This is a genomic window from Tumebacillus amylolyticus (assembly GCF_016722965.1).
In the GTDB taxonomy this organism is placed as follows: domain Bacteria; phylum Bacillota; class Bacilli; order Tumebacillales; family Tumebacillaceae; genus Tumebacillus; species Tumebacillus amylolyticus.
The window spans coordinates 579395-597704 of record NZ_JAEQNB010000001.1 but is presented as its reverse complement, the minus strand read 5'-3'; the positions used below and the strand labels follow the sequence as shown (position 1 = coordinate 597704).

The following is an 18310-nucleotide window of genomic DNA, read 5'->3' as shown; positions in this document are numbered from 1 at the left end:
CTAAAATACATTCTCTAGTACCCCCCCACGGCGGCTGCTCCGGTCTGGACATAAGCTTCTGCCCGAAAAAAAGGGTTGCCTCTCACAGAGGCAACCCTTTTTTCAGTTTACCGGACTTGTCTTGAATCTGAATCGCGGTTGCCCTGCGGCTTTTGATTCAAAACCCTCCAGGGGGCCTGTCAACTGACTCAATATGCTGTTCGTGTAACATGCCCGCCATGTTGCACGGAACAGGACCACTAGACACAGAACAAGAACAAATCCTGCGCCTGTCACAACATACCGGCTCAAGCGACTCCCCTCCGATTCATGGATTCGAGTTTACAAAACGTTATCTCCCAACCGATACCCAACTCCATACACGGCGATCACAATCTGAGGATTCTTCGGATCATCCTCGATCTTTTTCCGCAAATTTTTGACGTGGGTATCAATGACACGATCCTCGCCTTCAAAATCAAACCCAAATACTTTCTCGATCAACTCCGATCGTGAAAACGAGCGCTTCGGGTGTTGAAGTAAGGTATATAAGATTTTGAACTCTGTCGGAGTAATATTCAGGGTCTCACCGTTCCTCCGAACTTCTTTGGTTCGGTTGTCCAGCACCAACTGGTCTGTGAGATAAAACTGCTCGGCCAACAGGTCGTCTTGGGTAGCTCTCCGCAACACCGCTGCCACACGAGCCACAAGTTCCTTGGGCGAGAACGGTTTGGTCATATAGTCATCTGCTCCAAGGCCTAACCCCGCAATCTTGTCCTGCTCGGACGACCTGGCCGTCAGCATGATGATGCTCACGCGGGACATCGTCCGCAGCCGCTTGCAAGTCTCTTCACCGGATATACCGGGTAGCATGAGATCTAAAATGATTAAGTCAAACGGCTGGTCTGCATGCAACCTTAACCCTTCCTCCCCGTTTTCCGCGGCGGATACGTCATACCCATTAATCTCCAAATAGGATCGGATCACGTCAACGATTTTCGACTCATCTTCAATGATCAAGATTCGTTTCTTTGGGGTCACTGTTCACTTCCTCCTCACGTTCCTTGTTCAACAAATAAATCCCTGTGACCCCAGACAGAAGGGCCACCCACTGCAATGGGGTAAGGTACAACCAAAGGTTTTGATTAAACTGAACAAGAGAGAGTAGCAGTGTTGAGAACCCAAAAATGACGAGTGCGAAGGTACCCCTTCTCCCCTTCACCGACAGTGGCATCCACCTGACCAAACCTCCAACCGCGACTGCGAAGAGGACAAAACGATAGAGGTTCACAGAATGATACACCCCATCAGAGACTTGCACTCCCCAGAACATCCCGGTACGAGTTCCATATTCCACAACGAGCAACGAATAAGCGCTCCAGCCTGCCAGAAATGCTGGCACCAAAACGTCCAACAGCGTCGTCCACGGGATCTGTTGCTTTCGCAGTCTCCAGAAAAAGTACACAAGTCCGATTGTCCAACCTACCCATGATGCATATGGGATCAATCCACCCAGCAAAATCTGAAACGGACGATCCAGAACCTCTCGCGGGATGACAAATATGGGGGTTAACAGCGCAGCGAAAACACCATAGAAAACACTATCCCCTACCGCTTCACGTAACTTTTTTCCGTCATAGCCTGCCTTGCGCGTCTCATTTTGAACGAACCACAGCATCATGCAAAATCCAACAATCAAGCCAATCCACGTGGATGATACCGTCCACAAGCCTAAACTAAGAGAAGATCCCAGCAATGCCATTTCACTTCAACTCCACCAAGTTTCGAATTAATCCTTCCATTGCGGTCGGTGACAATTGACCATTTCGGCGATCCACCACAATCCCATTTTGGTCAACTGTAAGGGTGGTCGGGATGGCGAAGGCCTGATACCGCCGCGCGACGTCACCGTTGCGATCTAATAGGGTTGGGAAGTTGACCTTGTAAGTTTCCACGAACTTTCGTGCAGCCTCAAGTTTGTCTTGAGCGGTTAGATTGACGCCGTAGAATTCCACTTGCCCCTTGTACTTCTGGCTCAGTTTTACGACGTCCGGCATCTCGTCATTGCACGGCGGGCACCAAGAGGCCCAGAAGTTCAAAAACAATTTCTTGCCCTTTAATTCGCTCATCTTCACATGACGACCCTCTAAATCTGTCAGGATGAAGTCCGGAGCCGCATAACCCGGTTGTGGCAAAGAAGCGACCGTTCCTGGTTCAGTCCCATTTCGTGATGCGACGTTTTGCTCAAGCCCATTTGCATTCTTGACTCCTGCCAAGACAGCCATAAGCAACAAGGCTGTCAATAACCCACGGTACTGCATACAGATCCCTCCTACATAATCCAGTAGTGCATGGTGTTCTTACGTACCGCTTCCATGAGTGCATATCCGCATTTTCCTTCTATCCTGTATAAAAAAGCCCGCACTCGGCGTGCGGACTGCGTGCTTTACTTGGTTTGGGTATTATTTTGCTGGTTGTTGCCGCCCATGTCCATCTTGCTGTGGTCCATGCCCGGCATATTCCCCGAGTTGTTGCTTTTGGAGTTGCTGGAACAAGCCGTCAGCAGACTTGCTACCAGTACAATTCCCAGTGCAAGGGGCATCATTTTTTTCATTTGATATTCTTCCCTTCCTTTAGACTTGATCCTCCTAATCGTAGAACATAATTATGTACATTTAGTGTAGGTTTCCTGCAGGTATGATTGAGTAACGATGACAGAGCAAAAAATAATCAGTATTACTACACTGCATCTACACATTTAGGTAATATACTGGATGCAGATCAGAAAGAGTGGAGGTAGAACTCAATGAACAAGAAGGCAAAATTGATCGTTGGCGGAACCTTTATCACATTGGCTATCGCTTCCGGGTTCATGGTCTTTATGAAGTCTCCCGGAGATTTTACAAATAGAGTTCAAGTCGCAAAGGCAAAAGTCATCTCTGAAAACGGCAAGACAGTTAAGGAATTCAACCTGACTGCTGAGCCGAAAAAAATCACCTTGAAAGACGGTGTCCAGTTTGAAGCTTGGACGTACGGCGGCAGCGTGCCGGGTTCACAGATCCGAGTTACGGAGGGTGACACCGTGCGCGTCACGCTGAAAAACAACCTGCCGGACCCGACCTCGATTCACTGGCACGGTCTGCCGGTCCCCAACGCGATGGACGGAATTCCGGGCGTGACGCAGAACGCAGTGAAACCGGGTGAATCTTTCACCTACGAATTTACCGCGACCACACCAGGTACCTACTGGTACCACTCCCACCAGAAAAGTGCGGAGCAAGAAGACATGGGACTCTACGGCACCATTATCGTCGATCCGAAAAATCCCACGGTGAAGTATGACAAAGACGTAACCCTCGTCCTCGACGAATGGATGGCTGGCTCGAACAACAGCATGTCGGGGATGAGCGGTATGGATCATAGCAACATGTCCGGGATGTCTGGCATGGATCACAGCAGTATGAATATGAGCGGCAACGCTTCTCATGACGAGATGATGAAGCAAATGTACAACCTCTTCACAGTCAACGGTGCGGCTGGTTCCAAGATTCAGCCGATCAATCTCAAAGCCGGCGAGCGCGTGAAGTTGCGCTTCGTCAACGCTGGTTTCCAAACGCACTTGATCAATCTGCATAATCAGCCCTTTAAAATTACGGATACAGACGGTCAACCCATCCAAGTCCCGACCGAGCTGAAAAATGAACTGGTCGCCATCGCACCGGGCGAGCGTTATGACATTGAATTCACCGCAAGTGACAGCTTCACGGTTGACGATTATAACGACTCCGCAGCAGCGGAAGACATCAACATCCCAGTGATCGTCGGTGGAAAGAAACCGCAAATGGAGCACACCTCCAACGACAAACTGTCGACTGTAGACCTCACCAAATACGGTGCGAAAGAAACGCCCAAAGACCAGAAATACAATAAGGAGTTCCAGATGATCTTGAACAATAGCAAAGATGCCTCCGGTGAGGAAAAATACACGATCAACGGCCAAGTCTTCCCCGACATCCCGCCACTGACCGTGAAAAAAGACGACTGGGTCAAAGTGACCTTCAAAAACGTCGGCACCAGCGATCACCCGATGCACTTGCATGGACATTTCTTCCAAGTCCTGACGAAGAACGGCCAACCACTTCAATCTGACATTATGAAAGACACCCTAAATGTTCGCCCCGGAGAAGAATACGTGATCGCCTTCCAAGCAAACAACGACGGCGATTGGATGTTCCACTGCCACGATCTGCACCATGCGGCAGCCGGGATGATGACGGAGCTGAAGTACGAAGGCTACAAGCCATCCTTCACCCCGGACGCGAGCGCGAATAACATGCCGGAGTAACAACTCCGGCTTTTTTCTAAGTTATTTTGCGGCTACGACAGGTCAAAAAAAAGCCTTCCCGCTCTAACGGGGAAGGCTTTTTTCTATAGTTGGAAGCTCAATACGAAACGTGGTACCTAACCCAATTTTGCTCTCTACCTGTATGGTCCCGCCATGAGCCTCTACGTACTTATTGACGATCGCAAGACCAATTCCGGCACCGCCCGTTGATCGGTTTCGGGATCGGTCCACGCGGTAAAACCTTTCAAATAGATAAGGCAGATGCTCCTCTGAAATCCCAACACCCTTGTCTGAAACTTCGAAAACCACCTTTCTTTTCGCCATTTTGATGGTGACTTCAACTCGCCCTTCTGGTGGGGTGTACTTTAATGCGTTGTCCAGCAAATTCAAGAGAATCTGCTTCCATTTGTCTGCATCCAACATGACTGTGACGGATTCAGCAGGGTGCATGATCAGTTTCACCCCCTTTTGATCAAAAGAAGGTTGGATCAGTTCCACAGTGTCTTTGGATAGCTCGACCAAGTCAATTGGTTGGTTTCTCAGGTCCAGACTGTCACTCTCCGCAGCCGTCAACTTCTCCAAACTCGACACGAGGCCTATTAACCGTTCCACCTCCGAGCTGATGGTGTCATAGCGTTGCTTGGAGGGTTCCCAAACGCCATCACTCAGCGCTTCGAGATGACCTTTCAACGTTGTCAACGGAGTACGTAATTCATGCGCGACATCGGATGTGAGATGTCGGCGGAGCATATCCTGTTTCTGCAACTCTTCGGACAGGTGATTCAGCGATTCAGCCAATTGAGTCAGTTCTACGCCTCCGCCCGGTTTTTGAATACGCAATCCCCAGTTTCCCCGACGCATCTGCCCTGCCAGTTTGTTCATCTCCACGAGCGGCCGTGAAATTCGACGTGACAGGAACCAGCTTACACCCAGCGCAATCATCAACACCGGTACAATGGTGCTGAATACGCCCTGCGTCATCGCTTGTCGAAAGTGGTAATCCAATTGGCTGTATGAGTCAGGATCAACGTACGAAATCTCTAGGTAGCCGACCGTTAGACCGGCACTCTGGATGGTCACCGTGTCGTGAACACCTTCTTGGGAGGGCGTGTCACTCGCCCAGACTTTCTCATGCTCGCTATTCAGGAGATGGATGTGCAAACCTTCCAAGGAACTTAATCTTGCGACATCTTCCCCTGTGTGCTGTTTCCATCCCCCATCTCGCTCGTAGGCTTGCGATAAGACGTTGGCGATTCGTTGGTTGCGCATCTCCCGATTCTGATCAACGTATTGCATGAAGTGGTAATGGTCGATCGAATCCAGAATCCAAGCTGCCAAGACGACGACTACAAACGCCAAACCCGTCAAAATCCATGCAATTTTGGTTTGAAGTGATTGCTTTTTAGACGATGAAAACACCCAATATCCCTCCGGCCAAGGCCGCCGCGATTCCATACACATATCCTAGACGTAAAATTCCTTGCTTCAACAACTCAAACGTTGCCACGTAGAGGATGCTGCCGATTGCGGCGGCCAAGAACAATCCTGTGAAAAGCGGACTTACTGTCCCAAAAAGGCTACCTATCCAAGCTCCGATCCCCGTGGGTACTACGGCCAAACCATATGCCACCACAAGAAACGAGATACGCATCCGGCTAACGACCAATGGCAAAGCCATCGTTAAGCCTTCCGGAATGTAGTGTACCACCATCGCTTTCGCTAGGTCGAGTCCGATGTTCGGTTGTGAATGCAACAGAGCCCCCAACGCGATCCCATTTGGAAAGTTATGTAGTGAGATGCCGAGCGCGACGAAGACTCCACTGCGGATCAACAAGTCACGTTCGGCATTCTCTGTAAAGATGATCACCCGATGAAACCAGTGATCCAAAACTTTCACGACCCACATCCCAAGACCAACCCCGATCACAAGCACCCAAAAACTTGCAACCTCAAGACTTTCAGGTACAAGGTGGAAGAGAAGCAGACTAAAGATAACGCCGGCAGATAAACAAAGTGCCGGCGCAATGACTTTAATCACGAACCTCCGAAACAGCAATACCACGACGGCGGCCAATCCAAGCCCAACTGCGCTCGTGCCAATCCCCCAAATCAAAGCGTTGAGCCCTTCATTCATTCTGTTCATTCCCCCTAGCGCTTAGGTTTATCCCCGTAGAACGCAATCTTGTCCTGATACTTACTGTATGTGGCTAGCAGGTCCGGCATCTCTTCTCTGCATGTACCACACCCAACAGGCCCTAAAAATCCCCCCTGAAAGAGATTTGGAGGCGTAGCTTTCCGTTCCGAAATGTCGGACCGCTGTGCCACCGGTACATATCAACTCCATTTTAGAAACCTGTAAATCCTCCGAAGATACGGATCAAGTATGTCGTAATCGAGGTCATGGCATTGGTGATCAGCAGGATACCCATGAGGACCATCCCGATTCCCCCAATTTTGCTCAACATTCCGGAATATTTGAGCAACCAACGAACGGAGCCCAACGTGTAGGCCATGATCAAAAAAGGAATTGCAAATCCGAGCGAGTAAAACACCATTAAACTCATTCCGCTCACCGGATTCGTGGCGGCAACGACAAGCACAGAAGCCAGAATCGGGCCGATACACGGCGTCCACCCGGCTGCAAAACTGATCCCGACGATAACAGCCCCGAGATACCCCGCCGGCTTTTTGGCCGTGTGCCATTTCATTTCACGCATGAGCCACTCGACACGCAGGAATCCCGCCATAAACAGCCCCATGACGATGATCACGATCCCGCCGACCTGGCGAATGAGTGTGCTATAAGTAGAGAACACTCGCCCGATCGTACCTGCTGAGAGCCCGAGTGCAACAAAGATGATGGAGAAGCCCAACACAAAAAACAGGGCGTGTGCCAAAGCACGCCTTTTTACCGCTCCTTGGTCCCGTTGGTCTTGCATCTGCTCATACGAAACCCCTGTAATGTAAGACAAGTAAGACGGATACAAAGGCAGACAGCAAGGCGAGACGAACGACAACAACCCTGCCAAGAACGCGATCCAAAAGGTTGGATTTCCTGCTGTAAACATCGACGGTCCCCTCCTTACGCTTTTGTTTCTATCGTACCTAGAAAATGTGTGGATTTGCGGAAGTTCGTCCCGTTATAATTAAGCTAGGAAACTGTGAAATGTTCTGGGAGGTTAGCAGAGATGGAATTTATTGAATTGATCACGGACTACCGCAACGACACCGAGTCGGTTTACCATACTTGGTTTCTCAACAACGAAGAGCGTCTGAAAGCATTCCGAACGATCAAAACGGGTCTCCAAGATGTGATCCGAGAAATTGAACAGAGAACGTTTGGCAACGACTTCAAAGGATCTTCTCTTGAAACGGTGGTTACGGTGATCTCCGAACAAAAACAAATCTTTGAAGGTGCCGCACATGCCTTTTTCTGGAAACCGAAACTGCGTATACCTGACATTTACGAAGACGAGAAAAACCAACTTGCCTTTGGTCGTTTTCTCAAGGCCTGCTCTGCTGCCACCAATGAAAAGCAAGTCGTGGAGGAAATCCTCAAGCTCGACCAGTTGCAAATCAAAGGGTTGGGGCCGGCCGTCGCCAACATCCTCTATTTCCTGCACCCCACCTTGTTCCCTCCGTTTAACACCGCCATCGTGAATGGCTTCAATGCGCTGTTTAACAAGAAGGTCAAACTCGGCTCTTGGACTGCCTATTTGGAAATGAGAGAGCATATCATCGAAACGAACAATACGTTCCGCTCGCAACTGTCCAAGGACTTCGGCGCGATCGGCGGCCTCCTGTTTGAAGTCGGGATGGGACGACTCGTCACGGATTCCAACTATGAAACTGTATTGAAAGCGGCAGAAGACCCCAAAAAAGACAAATACAAAGCAAAGCGTCATAAGGAAGTAGCTGAAGACCTCGAAGAGACGCATGCACACAGCGAGATGCAATACCACCTCGCCAAACTCGGCCGTGCGCTAGGGTATAAGATCTGGATCGCGCGCAACGATCACAGCCGCGAATGGAATGGGACCAAGCTCGGGGAATTCTCTCTGTCTTCCCTGCCATTGCCAAACATCCCGGAAGCCGTTGGAGATACTGTGGCCCTGATCGACGTCCTCTGGTTGGATCAACAGCACAACATCATCAGCGCCTTCGAAGTAGAAAAAAGCACATCGATCTATTCCGGAATTCTGCGGCTGCATGATCTCTCGCTCTCATTGGGACACACTGCCCAGAAACTGTTCCTCATCGCCCCGAACAAGCGGGAGAAGGAGATCAAAGCCCAACTGTTACGACCGTCCTTCCGCACGAATGAATCGCTCCGTCTCTCCTACATCTTGTTCAACGAACTCCGGTGTGACTGCGACGCGATGTGCAAATTCGGCACCGACCTCACCGTCTTAGAGAAGATCGCCAAAGCCGTCTAATACGAAAAAAGACCCGTTTGCCATAGGCATCGGGTCTTTTTTGTGTGCTGTTATTTCATGAGTTTTCCCATCGTCTTCATCAACTCTTCAATCACTTCATGGTCGCCCTCTTGAATCCGCTCGACGACACAGGTTTTCATATGTTGGGTCAGCAGGAGTTTGCCCACACTGTTAAGTGCAGATTGTACGGCGGCGATCTGGTTCAGCACGTCATCACAATAGGTGTCCTTTTCAATGAGGCCCTTGATGCCGCGAACTTGGCCCTCGATTCGATTCAATCGAGTCAGTAGGTCTGACTTCGTTTTGTGCGAATGGTGACTGCTTCGTCCGTTCTCATTCTCCATAGCAGGACCCCCTCTCTACCCTTCATCCTACAACTTCACTCGTTGCAAGCGCAACGCATTGAGTACAACCGACACCGAGCTGAACGCCATGGCCGCACCCGCCACCCATGGAGCGAGGAAGCCGCTGGCAGCAATCGGGATGCCAATTGCGTTGTAGATCAAGGCCCAGAACAAGTTCTGCTTGATATTCGCCATCGTCTTGCGGCTCATGAAGATTGCGTCGGAGATACTGCGCAAGTCGCCACGCATAAGGGTTACGTCGGCTGCTTCCATGGCAATGTCAGTCCCTGTGCCCATCGCCATCCCGATGTCTGCAGTCGCTAGGGCAGGAGCGTCGTTGATTCCGTCGCCGACCATAGCAACCACTCTGCCTTGCTCTTGAAATTTCTTGACCTCTGCCGCTTTTTGCTCCGGCAGAACTTCTGCACGCACGTGTTCAATGCCGACTTCGCGGGCGATGGTGTTCGCGGTGCGCTGATTGTCTCCCGTGATCATGACGACTTGGATACCCAACTGCTTCAAGCGGTCGACGGCCTCCTTGGAAGTTTCCTTCACGGTGTCGGCCACGGCGACAAGACCTGCGTACGTTCCTTCAACAGCGACCAGCATCGCAGTTTTGCCTTGGATTTCAAAAGTCTCCATCACGGAGAATCCCTCTTCGGCTGCGACCTGATGTTGAATCATCAGTTTGCGGGTGCCGACGAGGACTTCCTTGCCTCCCACGACAGATCGAATGCCGTAACCTGGGATGGCTTCGAATCCCTCGACCGGTGCCAAGTCGATGCCTTTTACAAGAGCCCCCGCCACGATGGCCTCCGCCAAGGGATGCTCCGAGTTTTTCTCGGCGCTCGCAACCAATCGGAGTAATACCGTTTCGTCGAGCGTGCCGGACACCAGTACGTCCGTCAGTTCGGGCTTTCCCTTGGTAACGGTTCCTGTTTTGTCGACCAGCACGGTGTCCAGTTTGTGTGTGGCTTCCAAATGTTCGCCGCCTTTGAACAGGATGCCGAATTCCGCCGCACGGCCGGAGCCTGCCATGATCGATGTCGGTGTAGCAAGCCCCAGCGCACAGGGGCAGGCGATGACGAGGACAGCAATTAGCTTTTCAAGCGCGCTTGGGAAATTGCCCGGATCGACGCCAAAGTACCAAATGAAGAACGTGACCACCGCAATCCCAACAACGATCGGGACGAAGATGCCAGAGATTTTGTCGGCCACCCGTTGGATCGGCGCTTTGGAACCCTGCGCCTCTTCCACCACTTTGATGATCTGGGCAAGTGCTGTTTCTTTGCCAACTTTTTGCGCACGGACTTTCAGGACACCGTTTTTGTTAACGGTGGCGCCGATGACGGATTCACCCGGTTCTTTGTGGACAGGGAGACTTTCGCCTGTCAGCATGGACTCGTCAACCGCCGAGGTGCCTTCAAGTACTTCGCCGTCGACTGGAATCTTCTCACCCGGCTTGATGAGCACGAGATCCCCGACGATGACAGCTTCGAGCGGCACACTTTGTTCCTGGCCTTCGCGAATGACCGTGGCGGTCTTTGCTTGCAGGCCCATAAGCTTTTTGATCGCTTCGGATGTGCGGCCCTTCGCCATCATCTCGAAGAGTTTGCCGAGCAGGATCAGCGTGATCAAGATTGCAGAAGTTTCGTAGTAGAGTTCCACGCCGTTATGATGCGGGTTTGTGAAGCTGGCAATGGTTTGGTACAAGCTGTAGAAGTAGGCAGCAGAAGTGCCTAGTGCTACAAGGACATCCATGTTGGCGCTTTTGTTGCGCAGGGCCTTGTAGGATCCCACGTAGAACTGCGCCCCGATCACGAATTGCACCGGCGTCGCCAAGAGGAATTGCACCCAAGGGTTCATGAAAAACTCGGGCGTCCAGATCCAAGAGGTGAAGGAGAAGTGGCCAACCATTGTCCAAAGCAACGGCAGGGACAAGAGCGCTGAGATCAAAAACTTGCGCTTCTGCTTGGTGATCTCTACTTGACGGCGTTCTCCTTCACTTGCGCGGCTCTCCTGTTTGGGAGTGGCCTCATAGCCTAGTTTTTTCACACGTTGCGTCATATCTTCCACCGTAACGGCACCGCTCGCGTACTCGACGTGTGCAGTCTCCAACGCGAAGTTAACAGTCGCTTTCGTGACGCCCGGCATTTTGTTCAAGCCCTTCTCGATCCGATTCGCACAGGCCGCGCAAGTCATGCCGGTGAGTTCCAGTTCTACGGAATCATGTGCGACACCGTAGCCAAGTTTTTGGACGCGTTCTTCAAATGCAGTCAAGTCCGTCTGGGTAGGATCGTAGGTAACCGTGGCCCGCTCCAACGCAAAATTCACGTTCGCTTCTTGCACACCTTCCACCTTTCGAAGGCCCTTCTCCACTCGGTTCGCACAGGCAGCACAGGTCATACCCGTGATCTGAAGGCTGGTTTGTTTCATTTCCATTGAGAGTCCCCCTCTCATCTATTGATACCCACATGGGGTATGTTGAGTTTGAAAAAAAGAGCCGCACGAAGCGGCCGGTTAGATGACATCGTAGCCCGCATCTTCAATAGTGGCTTTGATGTCTTTCAAAGATTTTTGAGCCTCGTCGTATTCGACGGTAACCGTTTTGTTGGTAAGGTCAACGCTCCCTGTGACGCCGATTTCAGACAGCGCCCCCTCGATGGCTTTGACACAGTGACCGCAGGACATACCTTCAACCTTCAAGACGTTTGTCATGTGGAACAGCTCCTTTTGTTTGATTTGAAACCACAATACCATACCCCCATATGGTATGCAAGCCGTTGTGAAATCGTTCGTTACGATCTTCCCCAAAGGAGACCCGGCGTAAACAAAAAAAGACCCGTTTTCACAGGCCCTTCTCTCACGCGTTTTCATCGTTGCTTCAAGAAGTAACCTACTCCTTCTGTTAAACCTTTCAGCCACCCTCCGTGCAAGTCTTTCCGGAGCTGCCGACAAGATGGTTCAGCTCCTCAATCAAGTGAAGCAATTCATTTTCATGAACAAGTTCCTTCAAAGTCTCTCTGCTGTCGACTTGAATCTTAAGTCTTTGGAAGACCTCTTGTGTTATTCCCCACACCTCTACAATCCGATTCACTGGCATATTTGCCTGGATCACCATGCGATTCCCTCCTGAAATCTCTTTTTCATTCGAAGATACAGATACACCGCTCGAATCAGCAAATCGATGACAATGGACAACCAGACACCGGCAATTCCCATCTGCATGTGAATCCCGAGTATGTACACCCCAATAATTCTGATTGCCCACATGCCAACCAGTGTACTGTACATCGGGCTCTTGGTATCACCCGCCCCTTGCAGGGCACCAGCCAAAATCAAGCTGACCGCCAATGCGGGTTGCCCAAACGCGTCGATGCGCAACGCAGTCGTGACCAGTTCAATCACATCCCGATCCGAAGTAAACCACTGCGCAAACCACGGAGTGAGTGTAAAAAGCACGATCCCAGCCACCGCTTGAATCACCACACCGACCGCTGTCGTCAGCATGGCGTACGAATAGGCATCACGCTCCTGTTTTGCCCCCATGCTTTTGCCTACCAGAGTCGTGGCGGCGATAGCAAGTCCATAGCCTGGCATATAGGCAAACGACTCGATGTTTCCGGCGATCGTGTGCGCGGCAAATGTGGACGTGCCTAAATGAACGATGAGACCAAAATACAGAACTTGCCCGCCACGCATGACCAATCTTTCAATGGCAGTTGGCGTGGAAAGTGTGAGCAGTTCCTTGCCTGTCGCCCGTTCTTCTCCTGAGGAACGGCCAAACAAGTGAAAAGAGACGGGTGATTGGCGAATCTTCCAATACAAAGCGACCGTACTGACCGCCCTCACCAGCACCGTGGACCAAGCTGCCCCGGCGAGACCAAGACCCGGCACGCTCCACAGGCCAAAGATCAAGAGGTAGTCCAATACGATGTGAGCGGCGTTCATCCAGAGACCGACTCGCATCGGCGACTTGGTATCTCCTGAGGCACGCAGTATACTTCCGAATATCGTCATGAGTGACAAAAAAACAGCCGGCATCCCGACAATTCGAAAATAAACGGTCGCTGCTTGGAGAACTTCCGGTTCTGCACCCATTACTTCTAGCAAAGGACTTGCTAAAAACAAAGTGATCAAGCCAAACAGCAGGCCAATCCCGCCTGAAATCCAAGTCGATTGCCTCGCTATGGCTTTTGCACGCGTAAGGTCACCTGCTCCGATGCTTCGTGAGATCAACGAGGAAGTCCCGACCCCGAGCGCCATGAAAACCGCGATGTAGATCGCGAGGATCGAGTTTGTCACACCGACGGCGGTCAAGTTGACCAAACCCAACCGGGAGACGAACAGCGTGTCTACAAATCCAACGACCGTCTGCAAAATGTTCTCGACAATGGCCGGTATCGCCAGTGCGAGGATAACTCGTAGCTTCTCGTACATTTGTGTTCCAGCCTTCCCTAGCGAATGAAGTGCTCTAAGGCTTTTCGAAGGTCCTCCAAGACCTGCCCCTCTTCGCCATGAGTCATGGCATGTGCAACACAGCTTTCGATATGATCTTGTAGAATGACTTTCGCCGTGTTGTCTAGTGCCTTTCGTACAGCGGCAATCTGTAAGAGAATATCAGAGCAATCCCTGTCCGAGTCGGCCATTTCCTTGATCGCTCGAACGTGACCCTCAATACGCGCTAGACGATTGACCACTTTTTTACGATGTTTGTGTTCATGTGAATGTGAATGTTCGTGCATGCAGTTCACTCCCTATCTGCATTTTATCCCCCCCGAGGGGATGAGTCAAAGAAATTTTTTTGTCATACTGGTTGTGAAGTACTCAAAACCCCCGATTTTTTTCACAAGTCCCCCCTTATTAGTGAGGGGGCTTTTTTGTTCTTGCGCCCTTATTCACCGTAGTCAAAAAAGGAGGACTAGTAAAATGGCTAAATTTTTTCTTTGGATGGTTGTGCGTATTATCCTCAGTGGGTTCATGAACTCCGGTCTCGAATTTTATTACACCCATAAAGGAGAAGTTATCGTAGGGGTACTCTTCGTCGTCGCTTGGAGGCTCAACGACAATAGAAGCTAGAACCATCCTACAAAAAAAGGCCGTTGCCAAACTTACATTGGCAGCGGCCTTTTTTCACAAAGCGTCCCGTTCCATTTTGAATTCGCGATATTCGAGGGGGGGATACTTCCTCGCGAACTCCAAAACAGAGGTGTCCCGCAGTTCAAGCAAAATCTTCTTCCAGTCTTGATCCTCACCTACATGAAAAAGTGGTCCGAAGGTATAGATTAGGTCGTATTCCTCTGAATTAGCAGTTGAACCTACATGATGGATCTCCACGTCTCCATAAAACATACCAAGCGCCAGATCCGATGTCAGCAATACCCCATTTATTTTATGAACCCTCCCCTCCTCTACGTCCTCCCATTTCACAAGTACCTCTTTCCAACCATTGAACATCAGCTTGCACATCCTTCCCTTACTAAGCAGTCAAAGCTTCAATCGCGCAGTTTTTGTTCAATTTACTGTTTCCTTGTTATTGCTGGAACACCGTGCTACGATGCCCTTGAAAAAGCATCCAACGCCCTCAGCAAGCGAATTCGAGTAGGATAGCAGCCCTGTCTCCAATGGATGCTTTTGCTTTTCAATACTTCAATCTCTATAACAAGGTAATAATTCCACTAAACCATTGTTGTTGTGTACCCTCTTTGTTACGATTAGTTTGCAAGGGAGGTCATTCATGAAGATGAGTGTTGCCGTATGCCCTTGCAAACCATTCATTTTGTAGGTTCTCTCACCTATGGGTTGGGGGAATACGACATTTTGGATGGCCTCCCTAAATGTCGCTTTGGTATCCCCTGGGCGGCATAGATTGAACCAAGGTAGCGAAATGCTACCTTGTTTTTTTGTGAAAGGTGTGACGGTTTTGGAGCATGAACTCGAACTGGAGACCCTGATCAACCAATTACGCCAACAAATGACACAAGCCTATGAAGAAAAGGGCACCCTCACGGATGCCTGTGTGATCGCCATTAGTCAGGAGTTGGATCTACATATTGTGAAAGCCCAACGTCTCAAGTCTAGCGAAAAAACAACAGATGATGGTTCCCACTTCAGTACGCTTACGTGAGCAAGATTCCACGCTCTCGCAGGTTTTCCATATAGGCTTCGTTCATGAGATTGAGATACTGCGTGGCCTTTTTGAAATCGCCCATCATTTCGTACAGATCTGCAATCTCCTTGTAGCTCGTCGCTAAGTCGAGATGCCGACTTTGCTCCCGATACACGTTGACTGCCATCTTAAAGTTTTGAAGAGCCAAGGAAACGTCCCCACATGCTGCGTCAATTTTACCCAAAGTCTTGTACAAATGCCCTGTAGGTAGGGAATCAATAGACAAGGAGGCAAGCCCATGCTGAACCGCTTCTCGAGCCTGATCGAATTCACGTTGGAAGTAGTGGTGAAGAGCTACCTCGCCATAGATGTGGCAGAGTTCTTCCTCGAGTGACTGATGGTGGCACGTCTTGATACATGCTTCGAGTATCTTCATGGATTCCTCGGGCTTCCCTTGCTCCCGGAGAGTGACCGCGTATTGGATATTGATCCTCAACCTGAGTTTGATGATGTTCAGGGAGTCAAAAATCGCAATCGCCTGCTGGGCGTACTCGCCGGCTTTTTCGTACTCTTGCGTTTGCGCGTAACTCGACCCCATCTCCATGTAGAGCAGCCCGATCTCCTTGAGGTTGTTTGTTTTGTGGAGCATTTTGTAGGCCTCCTGATAATACAAAAGGGAGTCCTGAAACTCGCCCAACTGGTTGGAAACACCGGCGAGATGCATCAGCACTTCCGATTTGAGCAATGGTTGACTGTGAAGCAAATTATCAAAAAGAGCCAGCGCCCGTCTCCACTCGTAGATAGACTTGTGGGGCTTTTTCTGGTTCATGAACACGAGCCCCAACTGAATCAATACTTTGATCACCCCCTCGAAGTCGAGCTTCAACTCATACAGCTTCAAAGCTTGTACATGTGATGCCTCTGATTTCTGAAACTCCCCCATGTTCATGTAGCAGATCCCCATGTTGTAACGAAATTCCGCTTCGTTCATGCCCGGCGACAAGTTTTCCAACAGAAGCTCCATCAACGTAACGGCGCGGTCATACTTTTCAGCTTTCATGAAGGCGATTGCCACTTTGAGGCTGTTTGTCTGCTCCATCTGGGCTGCGACATCCGCCAAGAAGTATTCAAGCGGCTCCTCTAGTCTCATGGCAATCGCTTCAAGGACTTTGTAGGAGGGATTGGCCTTGTCCGATTCGATCTGCGAGATCATGCTGGGAGTAACCAGTCCCTCACCAAGTTGGGATTGAGTAAGACCTTTGACGAGCCGTAACTCTCTGATCTTCGTACCAAGTGACATGTAATTGCCTCCTGTTTCGTAGAGTTAAGGGGTGCCTTTGCAAGATATTGAACTCATTTGCTGTTAGATCGGAACCCTTTATATGCAGTTATCTTAACCCGTAGCGTAGCAACAATAAATCTTTAGTTAATTGTAGAAATACGGCGTTATTGAGCATAAAAAAATCCCCCGCCAAGAGCGGGAGATCTAAGCAATGCGGTTTTAAGCGTTTCTCGTAATCCCCATGGGACCCGGATCTTCAAAGAAGGACATTGGTTTGGAAATGAACAAAGGACCCGGATCTTCTACTGCTGCAAGTTTAGATACCCTCAACGGACCTGGATCCTCAACCGCTGCCGCATTAGAAAGATTGATCGTATTGCTAGTAAAACTCCATGCAAAGCAAAAAGCCACGACTGCAAGAAGCATTTTTTTCATAATTCATCCTCCTTGGTTAGGGCATAACCTGCGGTCTTAATGTTCGGAACAATACTGTGTTTATTTGCTCCGCTGTCTCCAATGCCTTGGACGTGTCGCCCTTTGCTTTGTAGGCAGATTTGACAATTTCCAAAGATTCCGCCATGTCCCTATCTAGATCCATTTTACCAAGAATCTCTGCAGACTTGAATGCCAGTTCAATACAGTCATCAAACTTGTTAAGCTGTAAATTGTACTTTGCGCTCGTCGCCAAAACATGAGCAAAATACTCTTCATTCGGTGCTTCGATGACATGTTCGAATAGACTTGCTGCCATTCCAACGAAACGGCCAGCCTCACTTGTTTCCTTTGATTCTAGATGTAGATCGGCAATGCGTGCGTACGTTAATGCCAAGGTATTGAAATCCTTTGAGTCTTTCAATAACGATGCTTGAGACTTCAATTCTTCAATCGCTTCCTGCGGATGATCGTACGATAAAACATAGAACGCATATACTCGCTTGGCAGTCTCAACCCATTCAAAGATTTCAAGGGATTCGTAGAGTGCTAAAGATTGTTTTAGATATCTCCCTGCATTTTCGAAGTCGTCCATATTTCGGTGCACAATTCCGAGGAGATACAAAGATCTTGCCAAGTTCAGATGATCAGCTAAATCAACAAAGTATGTACGTGCTTTTTCTAGGTATTCCTTCGCTTCTTCGTGGTATCGCAGTTGTCGACAAGTATTGCCAAGATTGTAGGTAATCCGAGCCAACAGTAGGTCTGGCTCATGGAACTTGTTGCTATATTGGAACGCCAACGAGTAGTTTTTATAGGCATCTAGATACTTCGTCGAAAGATACCATGCAGTGCCGAGGAGATTATACAGGTCAGCCAGCAAACGGCCGTATGCCTCTCTCTTACCTTGTAACTCATCTGCCAGTCCTGTGAGTATTTCGATTGTCTGAGGCCATTCTTGTTTTCGGATGTGATACTCCCCAAGACAAAGAGTGAGCCGGTACTTTTGGTGTTCGGCAACATTGTCTCGCCCCATGAGTTCTTGGATTGATTCGTATGCCTGATCCAGATCTTTTTGGTGCAACAAGACCTTGATCAGGTCTAGCAAGACCTCATTGTCCCAGAGGCGTTTGTCGATCCCGGACTCAGCGAAAAGCTCACTGACCGGCTTGCCCAATTTACTGCAAATCCCCACCAAGATTTCCTCATTCGGCAGGGTGGGGTACGAATTATTCTCCAATTGGCTAATCAAAGATTCTGAGGTAACTCCTTCTGCCAGCTCTTTTTGAGTCATACCCGCAGCTTTACGCCATTCGCGGATTTTTTGACCCAAAACCAGCATGTTTATGTTTTCGCTCATGCCGAGCCCTCCCGTTCTTATTT

Annotated in this window: 20 protein-coding genes; 3 read left to right on the top strand and 17 right to left on the bottom strand. The window is 49.8% G+C overall.

Annotated features, from left to right (window positions below; translation table 11 throughout):
* Positions 1 to 321: 321 nt before the first annotated feature.
* The 4 genes from JJB07_RS02830 to JJB07_RS02815 all read right to left on the bottom strand — a co-directional run bounded on the left by JJB07_RS02830 (position 322) and on the right by JJB07_RS02815 (position 2593).
* On the bottom strand, positions 322 to 1020 hold the full coding sequence (locus tag JJB07_RS02830; RefSeq protein WP_201630935.1) for a response regulator: 699 nt from the start codon (positions 1018 to 1020) through the stop codon (positions 322 to 324).
* Positions 989 to 1741 (bottom strand): hypothetical protein, encoded by a 753-nt coding sequence (locus JJB07_RS02825; protein WP_201630933.1) that lies wholly within the window; start codon positions 1739 to 1741, stop codon positions 989 to 991. The genes JJB07_RS02830 and JJB07_RS02825 overlap by 32 nt, the downstream gene beginning before the upstream one ends.
* Before the next feature lies 1 nt (position 1742).
* On the bottom strand, positions 1743 to 2300 hold the full coding sequence (locus JJB07_RS02820) for a TlpA family protein disulfide reductase (RefSeq protein ID WP_201630931.1): 558 nt from the start codon (positions 2298 to 2300) through the stop codon (positions 1743 to 1745).
* Between the two features lie 125 nt (positions 2301 to 2425).
* Positions 2426 to 2593 (bottom strand): hypothetical protein, encoded by a 168-nt coding sequence (locus JJB07_RS02815; protein WP_201630929.1) that lies wholly within the window; start codon positions 2591 to 2593, stop codon positions 2426 to 2428.
* A 192-nt stretch (positions 2594 to 2785) separates the two neighbouring features.
* Between JJB07_RS02815 and JJB07_RS02810 the strand changes: the two genes are divergently transcribed.
* Complete coding sequence (locus JJB07_RS02810; protein WP_201630927.1) at positions 2786 to 4324, top strand: multicopper oxidase family protein; 1539 nt, start codon at positions 2786 to 2788, stop codon at positions 4322 to 4324.
* Between the two features lie 63 nt (positions 4325 to 4387).
* On the opposite strand, the gene JJB07_RS24345 is transcribed toward JJB07_RS02810, so the two are convergent.
* The 3 genes from JJB07_RS24345 to JJB07_RS02795 form a co-directional block, all read right to left on the bottom strand.
* Complete coding sequence (locus JJB07_RS24345; RefSeq protein ID WP_201630925.1) at positions 4388 to 5743, bottom strand: ATP-binding protein; 1356 nt, start codon at positions 5741 to 5743, stop codon at positions 4388 to 4390.
* The gene (locus JJB07_RS02800) at positions 5727 to 6458 is read right to left on the bottom strand and encodes a ZIP family metal transporter (protein ID WP_201630923.1); all 732 of its coding nucleotides are present in this window, start codon (positions 6456 to 6458) and stop codon (positions 5727 to 5729) included. Before JJB07_RS02800 ends, JJB07_RS24345 begins: the two co-directional genes overlap by 17 nt.
* 211 nt (positions 6459 to 6669) lie before the next feature.
* Complete coding sequence (locus JJB07_RS02795) at positions 6670 to 7392, bottom strand: cytochrome c biogenesis CcdA family protein (protein WP_201630921.1); 723 nt, start codon at positions 7390 to 7392, stop codon at positions 6670 to 6672.
* A 120-nt stretch (positions 7393 to 7512) separates the two neighbouring features.
* Between JJB07_RS02795 and JJB07_RS02790 the strand changes: the two genes are divergently transcribed.
* Positions 7513 to 8760, top strand: coding sequence for a hypothetical protein (locus JJB07_RS02790; RefSeq protein WP_201630919.1), 1248 nt, complete (start codon positions 7513 to 7515; stop codon positions 8758 to 8760).
* Positions 8761 to 8810: 50 nt separating this feature from the next.
* On the opposite strand, the gene JJB07_RS02785 is transcribed toward JJB07_RS02790, so the two are convergent.
* The 7 genes from JJB07_RS02785 to JJB07_RS02755 all read right to left on the bottom strand — a co-directional run bounded on the left by JJB07_RS02785 (position 8811) and on the right by JJB07_RS02755 (position 14561).
* Positions 8811 to 9104, bottom strand: a complete 294-nt coding sequence (locus tag JJB07_RS02785; protein ID WP_201630917.1) for a metal-sensitive transcriptional regulator — start codon at positions 9102 to 9104, stop codon at positions 8811 to 8813.
* A gap of 27 nt (positions 9105 to 9131) precedes the next feature.
* Positions 9132 to 11546, bottom strand: coding sequence for a heavy metal translocating P-type ATPase (locus JJB07_RS02780; protein WP_201630916.1), 2415 nt, complete (start codon positions 11544 to 11546; stop codon positions 9132 to 9134).
* Between the two features lie 78 nt (positions 11547 to 11624).
* Positions 11625 to 11822, bottom strand: a complete 198-nt coding sequence (locus JJB07_RS02775) for a cation transporter (protein ID WP_201630915.1) — start codon at positions 11820 to 11822, stop codon at positions 11625 to 11627.
* Between the two features lie 199 nt (positions 11823 to 12021).
* Entirely contained in the window at positions 12022 to 12225 is a 204-nt protein-coding gene (locus JJB07_RS02770; protein WP_201630913.1) for a hypothetical protein, read from the bottom strand.
* A complete protein-coding gene (locus tag JJB07_RS02765; RefSeq protein ID WP_201630912.1) occupies positions 12219 to 13544 on the bottom strand; it encodes an MATE family efflux transporter in 1326 nt (441 codons plus the stop codon). Before JJB07_RS02765 ends, JJB07_RS02770 begins: the two co-directional genes overlap by 7 nt.
* Before the next feature lie 17 nt (positions 13545 to 13561).
* Positions 13562 to 13849: a metal-sensing transcriptional repressor gene (locus tag JJB07_RS02760; protein WP_201630911.1), complete on the bottom strand. Its 288-nt coding sequence runs from the start codon at positions 13847 to 13849 to the stop codon at positions 13562 to 13564.
* 388 nt (positions 13850 to 14237) lie between these two features.
* Positions 14238 to 14561, bottom strand: a complete 324-nt coding sequence (locus JJB07_RS02755) for a hypothetical protein (protein ID WP_201630910.1) — start codon at positions 14559 to 14561, stop codon at positions 14238 to 14240.
* Between the two features lie 412 nt (positions 14562 to 14973).
* Here JJB07_RS02755 and JJB07_RS02750 point away from each other — a divergent pair, with 412 nt between their 5' ends.
* The gene (locus JJB07_RS02750; RefSeq protein WP_236587569.1) at positions 14974 to 15231 is read left to right on the top strand and encodes an aspartyl-phosphate phosphatase Spo0E family protein; all 258 of its coding nucleotides are present in this window, start codon (positions 14974 to 14976) and stop codon (positions 15229 to 15231) included.
* Here JJB07_RS02750 and JJB07_RS02745 read toward each other — a convergent pair.
* The 3 genes from JJB07_RS02745 to JJB07_RS02735 form a co-directional block, all read right to left on the bottom strand.
* The gene (locus JJB07_RS02745; RefSeq protein WP_201630909.1) at positions 15224 to 16513 is read right to left on the bottom strand and encodes a helix-turn-helix transcriptional regulator; all 1290 of its coding nucleotides are present in this window, start codon (positions 16511 to 16513) and stop codon (positions 15224 to 15226) included. The genes JJB07_RS02750 and JJB07_RS02745 overlap by 8 nt on opposite strands.
* Before the next feature lie 201 nt (positions 16514 to 16714).
* Positions 16715 to 16930: a hypothetical protein gene (locus tag JJB07_RS02740; protein WP_201630908.1), complete on the bottom strand. Its 216-nt coding sequence runs from the start codon at positions 16928 to 16930 to the stop codon at positions 16715 to 16717.
* Positions 16931 to 16946: 16 nt separating this feature from the next.
* Positions 16947 to 18287 (bottom strand): helix-turn-helix domain-containing protein, encoded by a 1341-nt coding sequence (locus tag JJB07_RS02735; RefSeq protein ID WP_201630906.1) that lies wholly within the window; start codon positions 18285 to 18287, stop codon positions 16947 to 16949.
* Positions 18288 to 18310 lie beyond the last annotated feature (23 nt).

Excerpts from the sequence above, each read along its gene's own strand:
- JJB07_RS02810 (WP_201630927.1), top strand. The coding sequence starts at position 2,786 with ATGAACAAGAAGGCAAAATTGATCGTTGGCGGAACCTTTATCACATTG.
- JJB07_RS02760 (WP_201630911.1), bottom strand. The coding sequence starts at position 13,849 with ATGCACGAACATTCACATTCACATGAACACAAACATCGTAAAAAAGTG.
- JJB07_RS02765 (WP_201630912.1), bottom strand. The coding sequence starts at position 13,544 with ATGTACGAGAAGCTACGAGTTATCCTCGCACTGGCGATACCGGCCATT.
- JJB07_RS02800 (WP_201630923.1), bottom strand. The coding sequence starts at position 6,458 with ATGAATGAAGGGCTCAACGCTTTGATTTGGGGGATTGGCACGAGCGCA.
- JJB07_RS02785 (WP_201630917.1), bottom strand. The coding sequence starts at position 9,104 with ATGGAGAATGAGAACGGACGAAGCAGTCACCATTCGCACAAAACGAAG.
- JJB07_RS02780 (WP_201630916.1), bottom strand. The coding sequence starts at position 11,546 with ATGGAAATGAAACAAACCAGCCTTCAGATCACGGGTATGACCTGTGCT.
- JJB07_RS02775 (WP_201630915.1), bottom strand. The coding sequence starts at position 11,822 with ATGACAAACGTCTTGAAGGTTGAAGGTATGTCCTGCGGTCACTGTGTC.
- JJB07_RS02825 (WP_201630933.1), bottom strand. The coding sequence starts at position 1,741 with ATGGCATTGCTGGGATCTTCTCTTAGTTTAGGCTTGTGGACGGTATCA.
- JJB07_RS02735 (WP_201630906.1), bottom strand. The coding sequence starts at position 18,287 with ATGAGCGAAAACATAAACATGCTGGTTTTGGGTCAAAAAATCCGCGAA.
- JJB07_RS02745 (WP_201630909.1), bottom strand. The coding sequence starts at position 16,513 with ATGTCACTTGGTACGAAGATCAGAGAGTTACGGCTCGTCAAAGGTCTT.
- JJB07_RS02790 (WP_201630919.1), top strand. The coding sequence starts at position 7,513 with ATGGAATTTATTGAATTGATCACGGACTACCGCAACGACACCGAGTCG.
- JJB07_RS02815 (WP_201630929.1), bottom strand. The coding sequence starts at position 2,593 with ATGAAAAAAATGATGCCCCTTGCACTGGGAATTGTACTGGTAGCAAGT.
- JJB07_RS02770 (WP_201630913.1), bottom strand. The coding sequence starts at position 12,225 with ATGGTGATCCAGGCAAATATGCCAGTGAATCGGATTGTAGAGGTGTGG.
- JJB07_RS02740 (WP_201630908.1), bottom strand. The coding sequence starts at position 16,930 with ATGAAAAAAATGCTTCTTGCAGTCGTGGCTTTTTGCTTTGCATGGAGT.
- JJB07_RS02755 (WP_201630910.1), bottom strand. The coding sequence starts at position 14,561 with ATGTTCAATGGTTGGAAAGAGGTACTTGTGAAATGGGAGGACGTAGAG.
- JJB07_RS02820 (WP_201630931.1), bottom strand. The coding sequence starts at position 2,300 with ATGCAGTACCGTGGGTTATTGACAGCCTTGTTGCTTATGGCTGTCTTG.
- JJB07_RS02795 (WP_201630921.1), bottom strand. The coding sequence starts at position 7,392 with ATGTTTACAGCAGGAAATCCAACCTTTTGGATCGCGTTCTTGGCAGGG.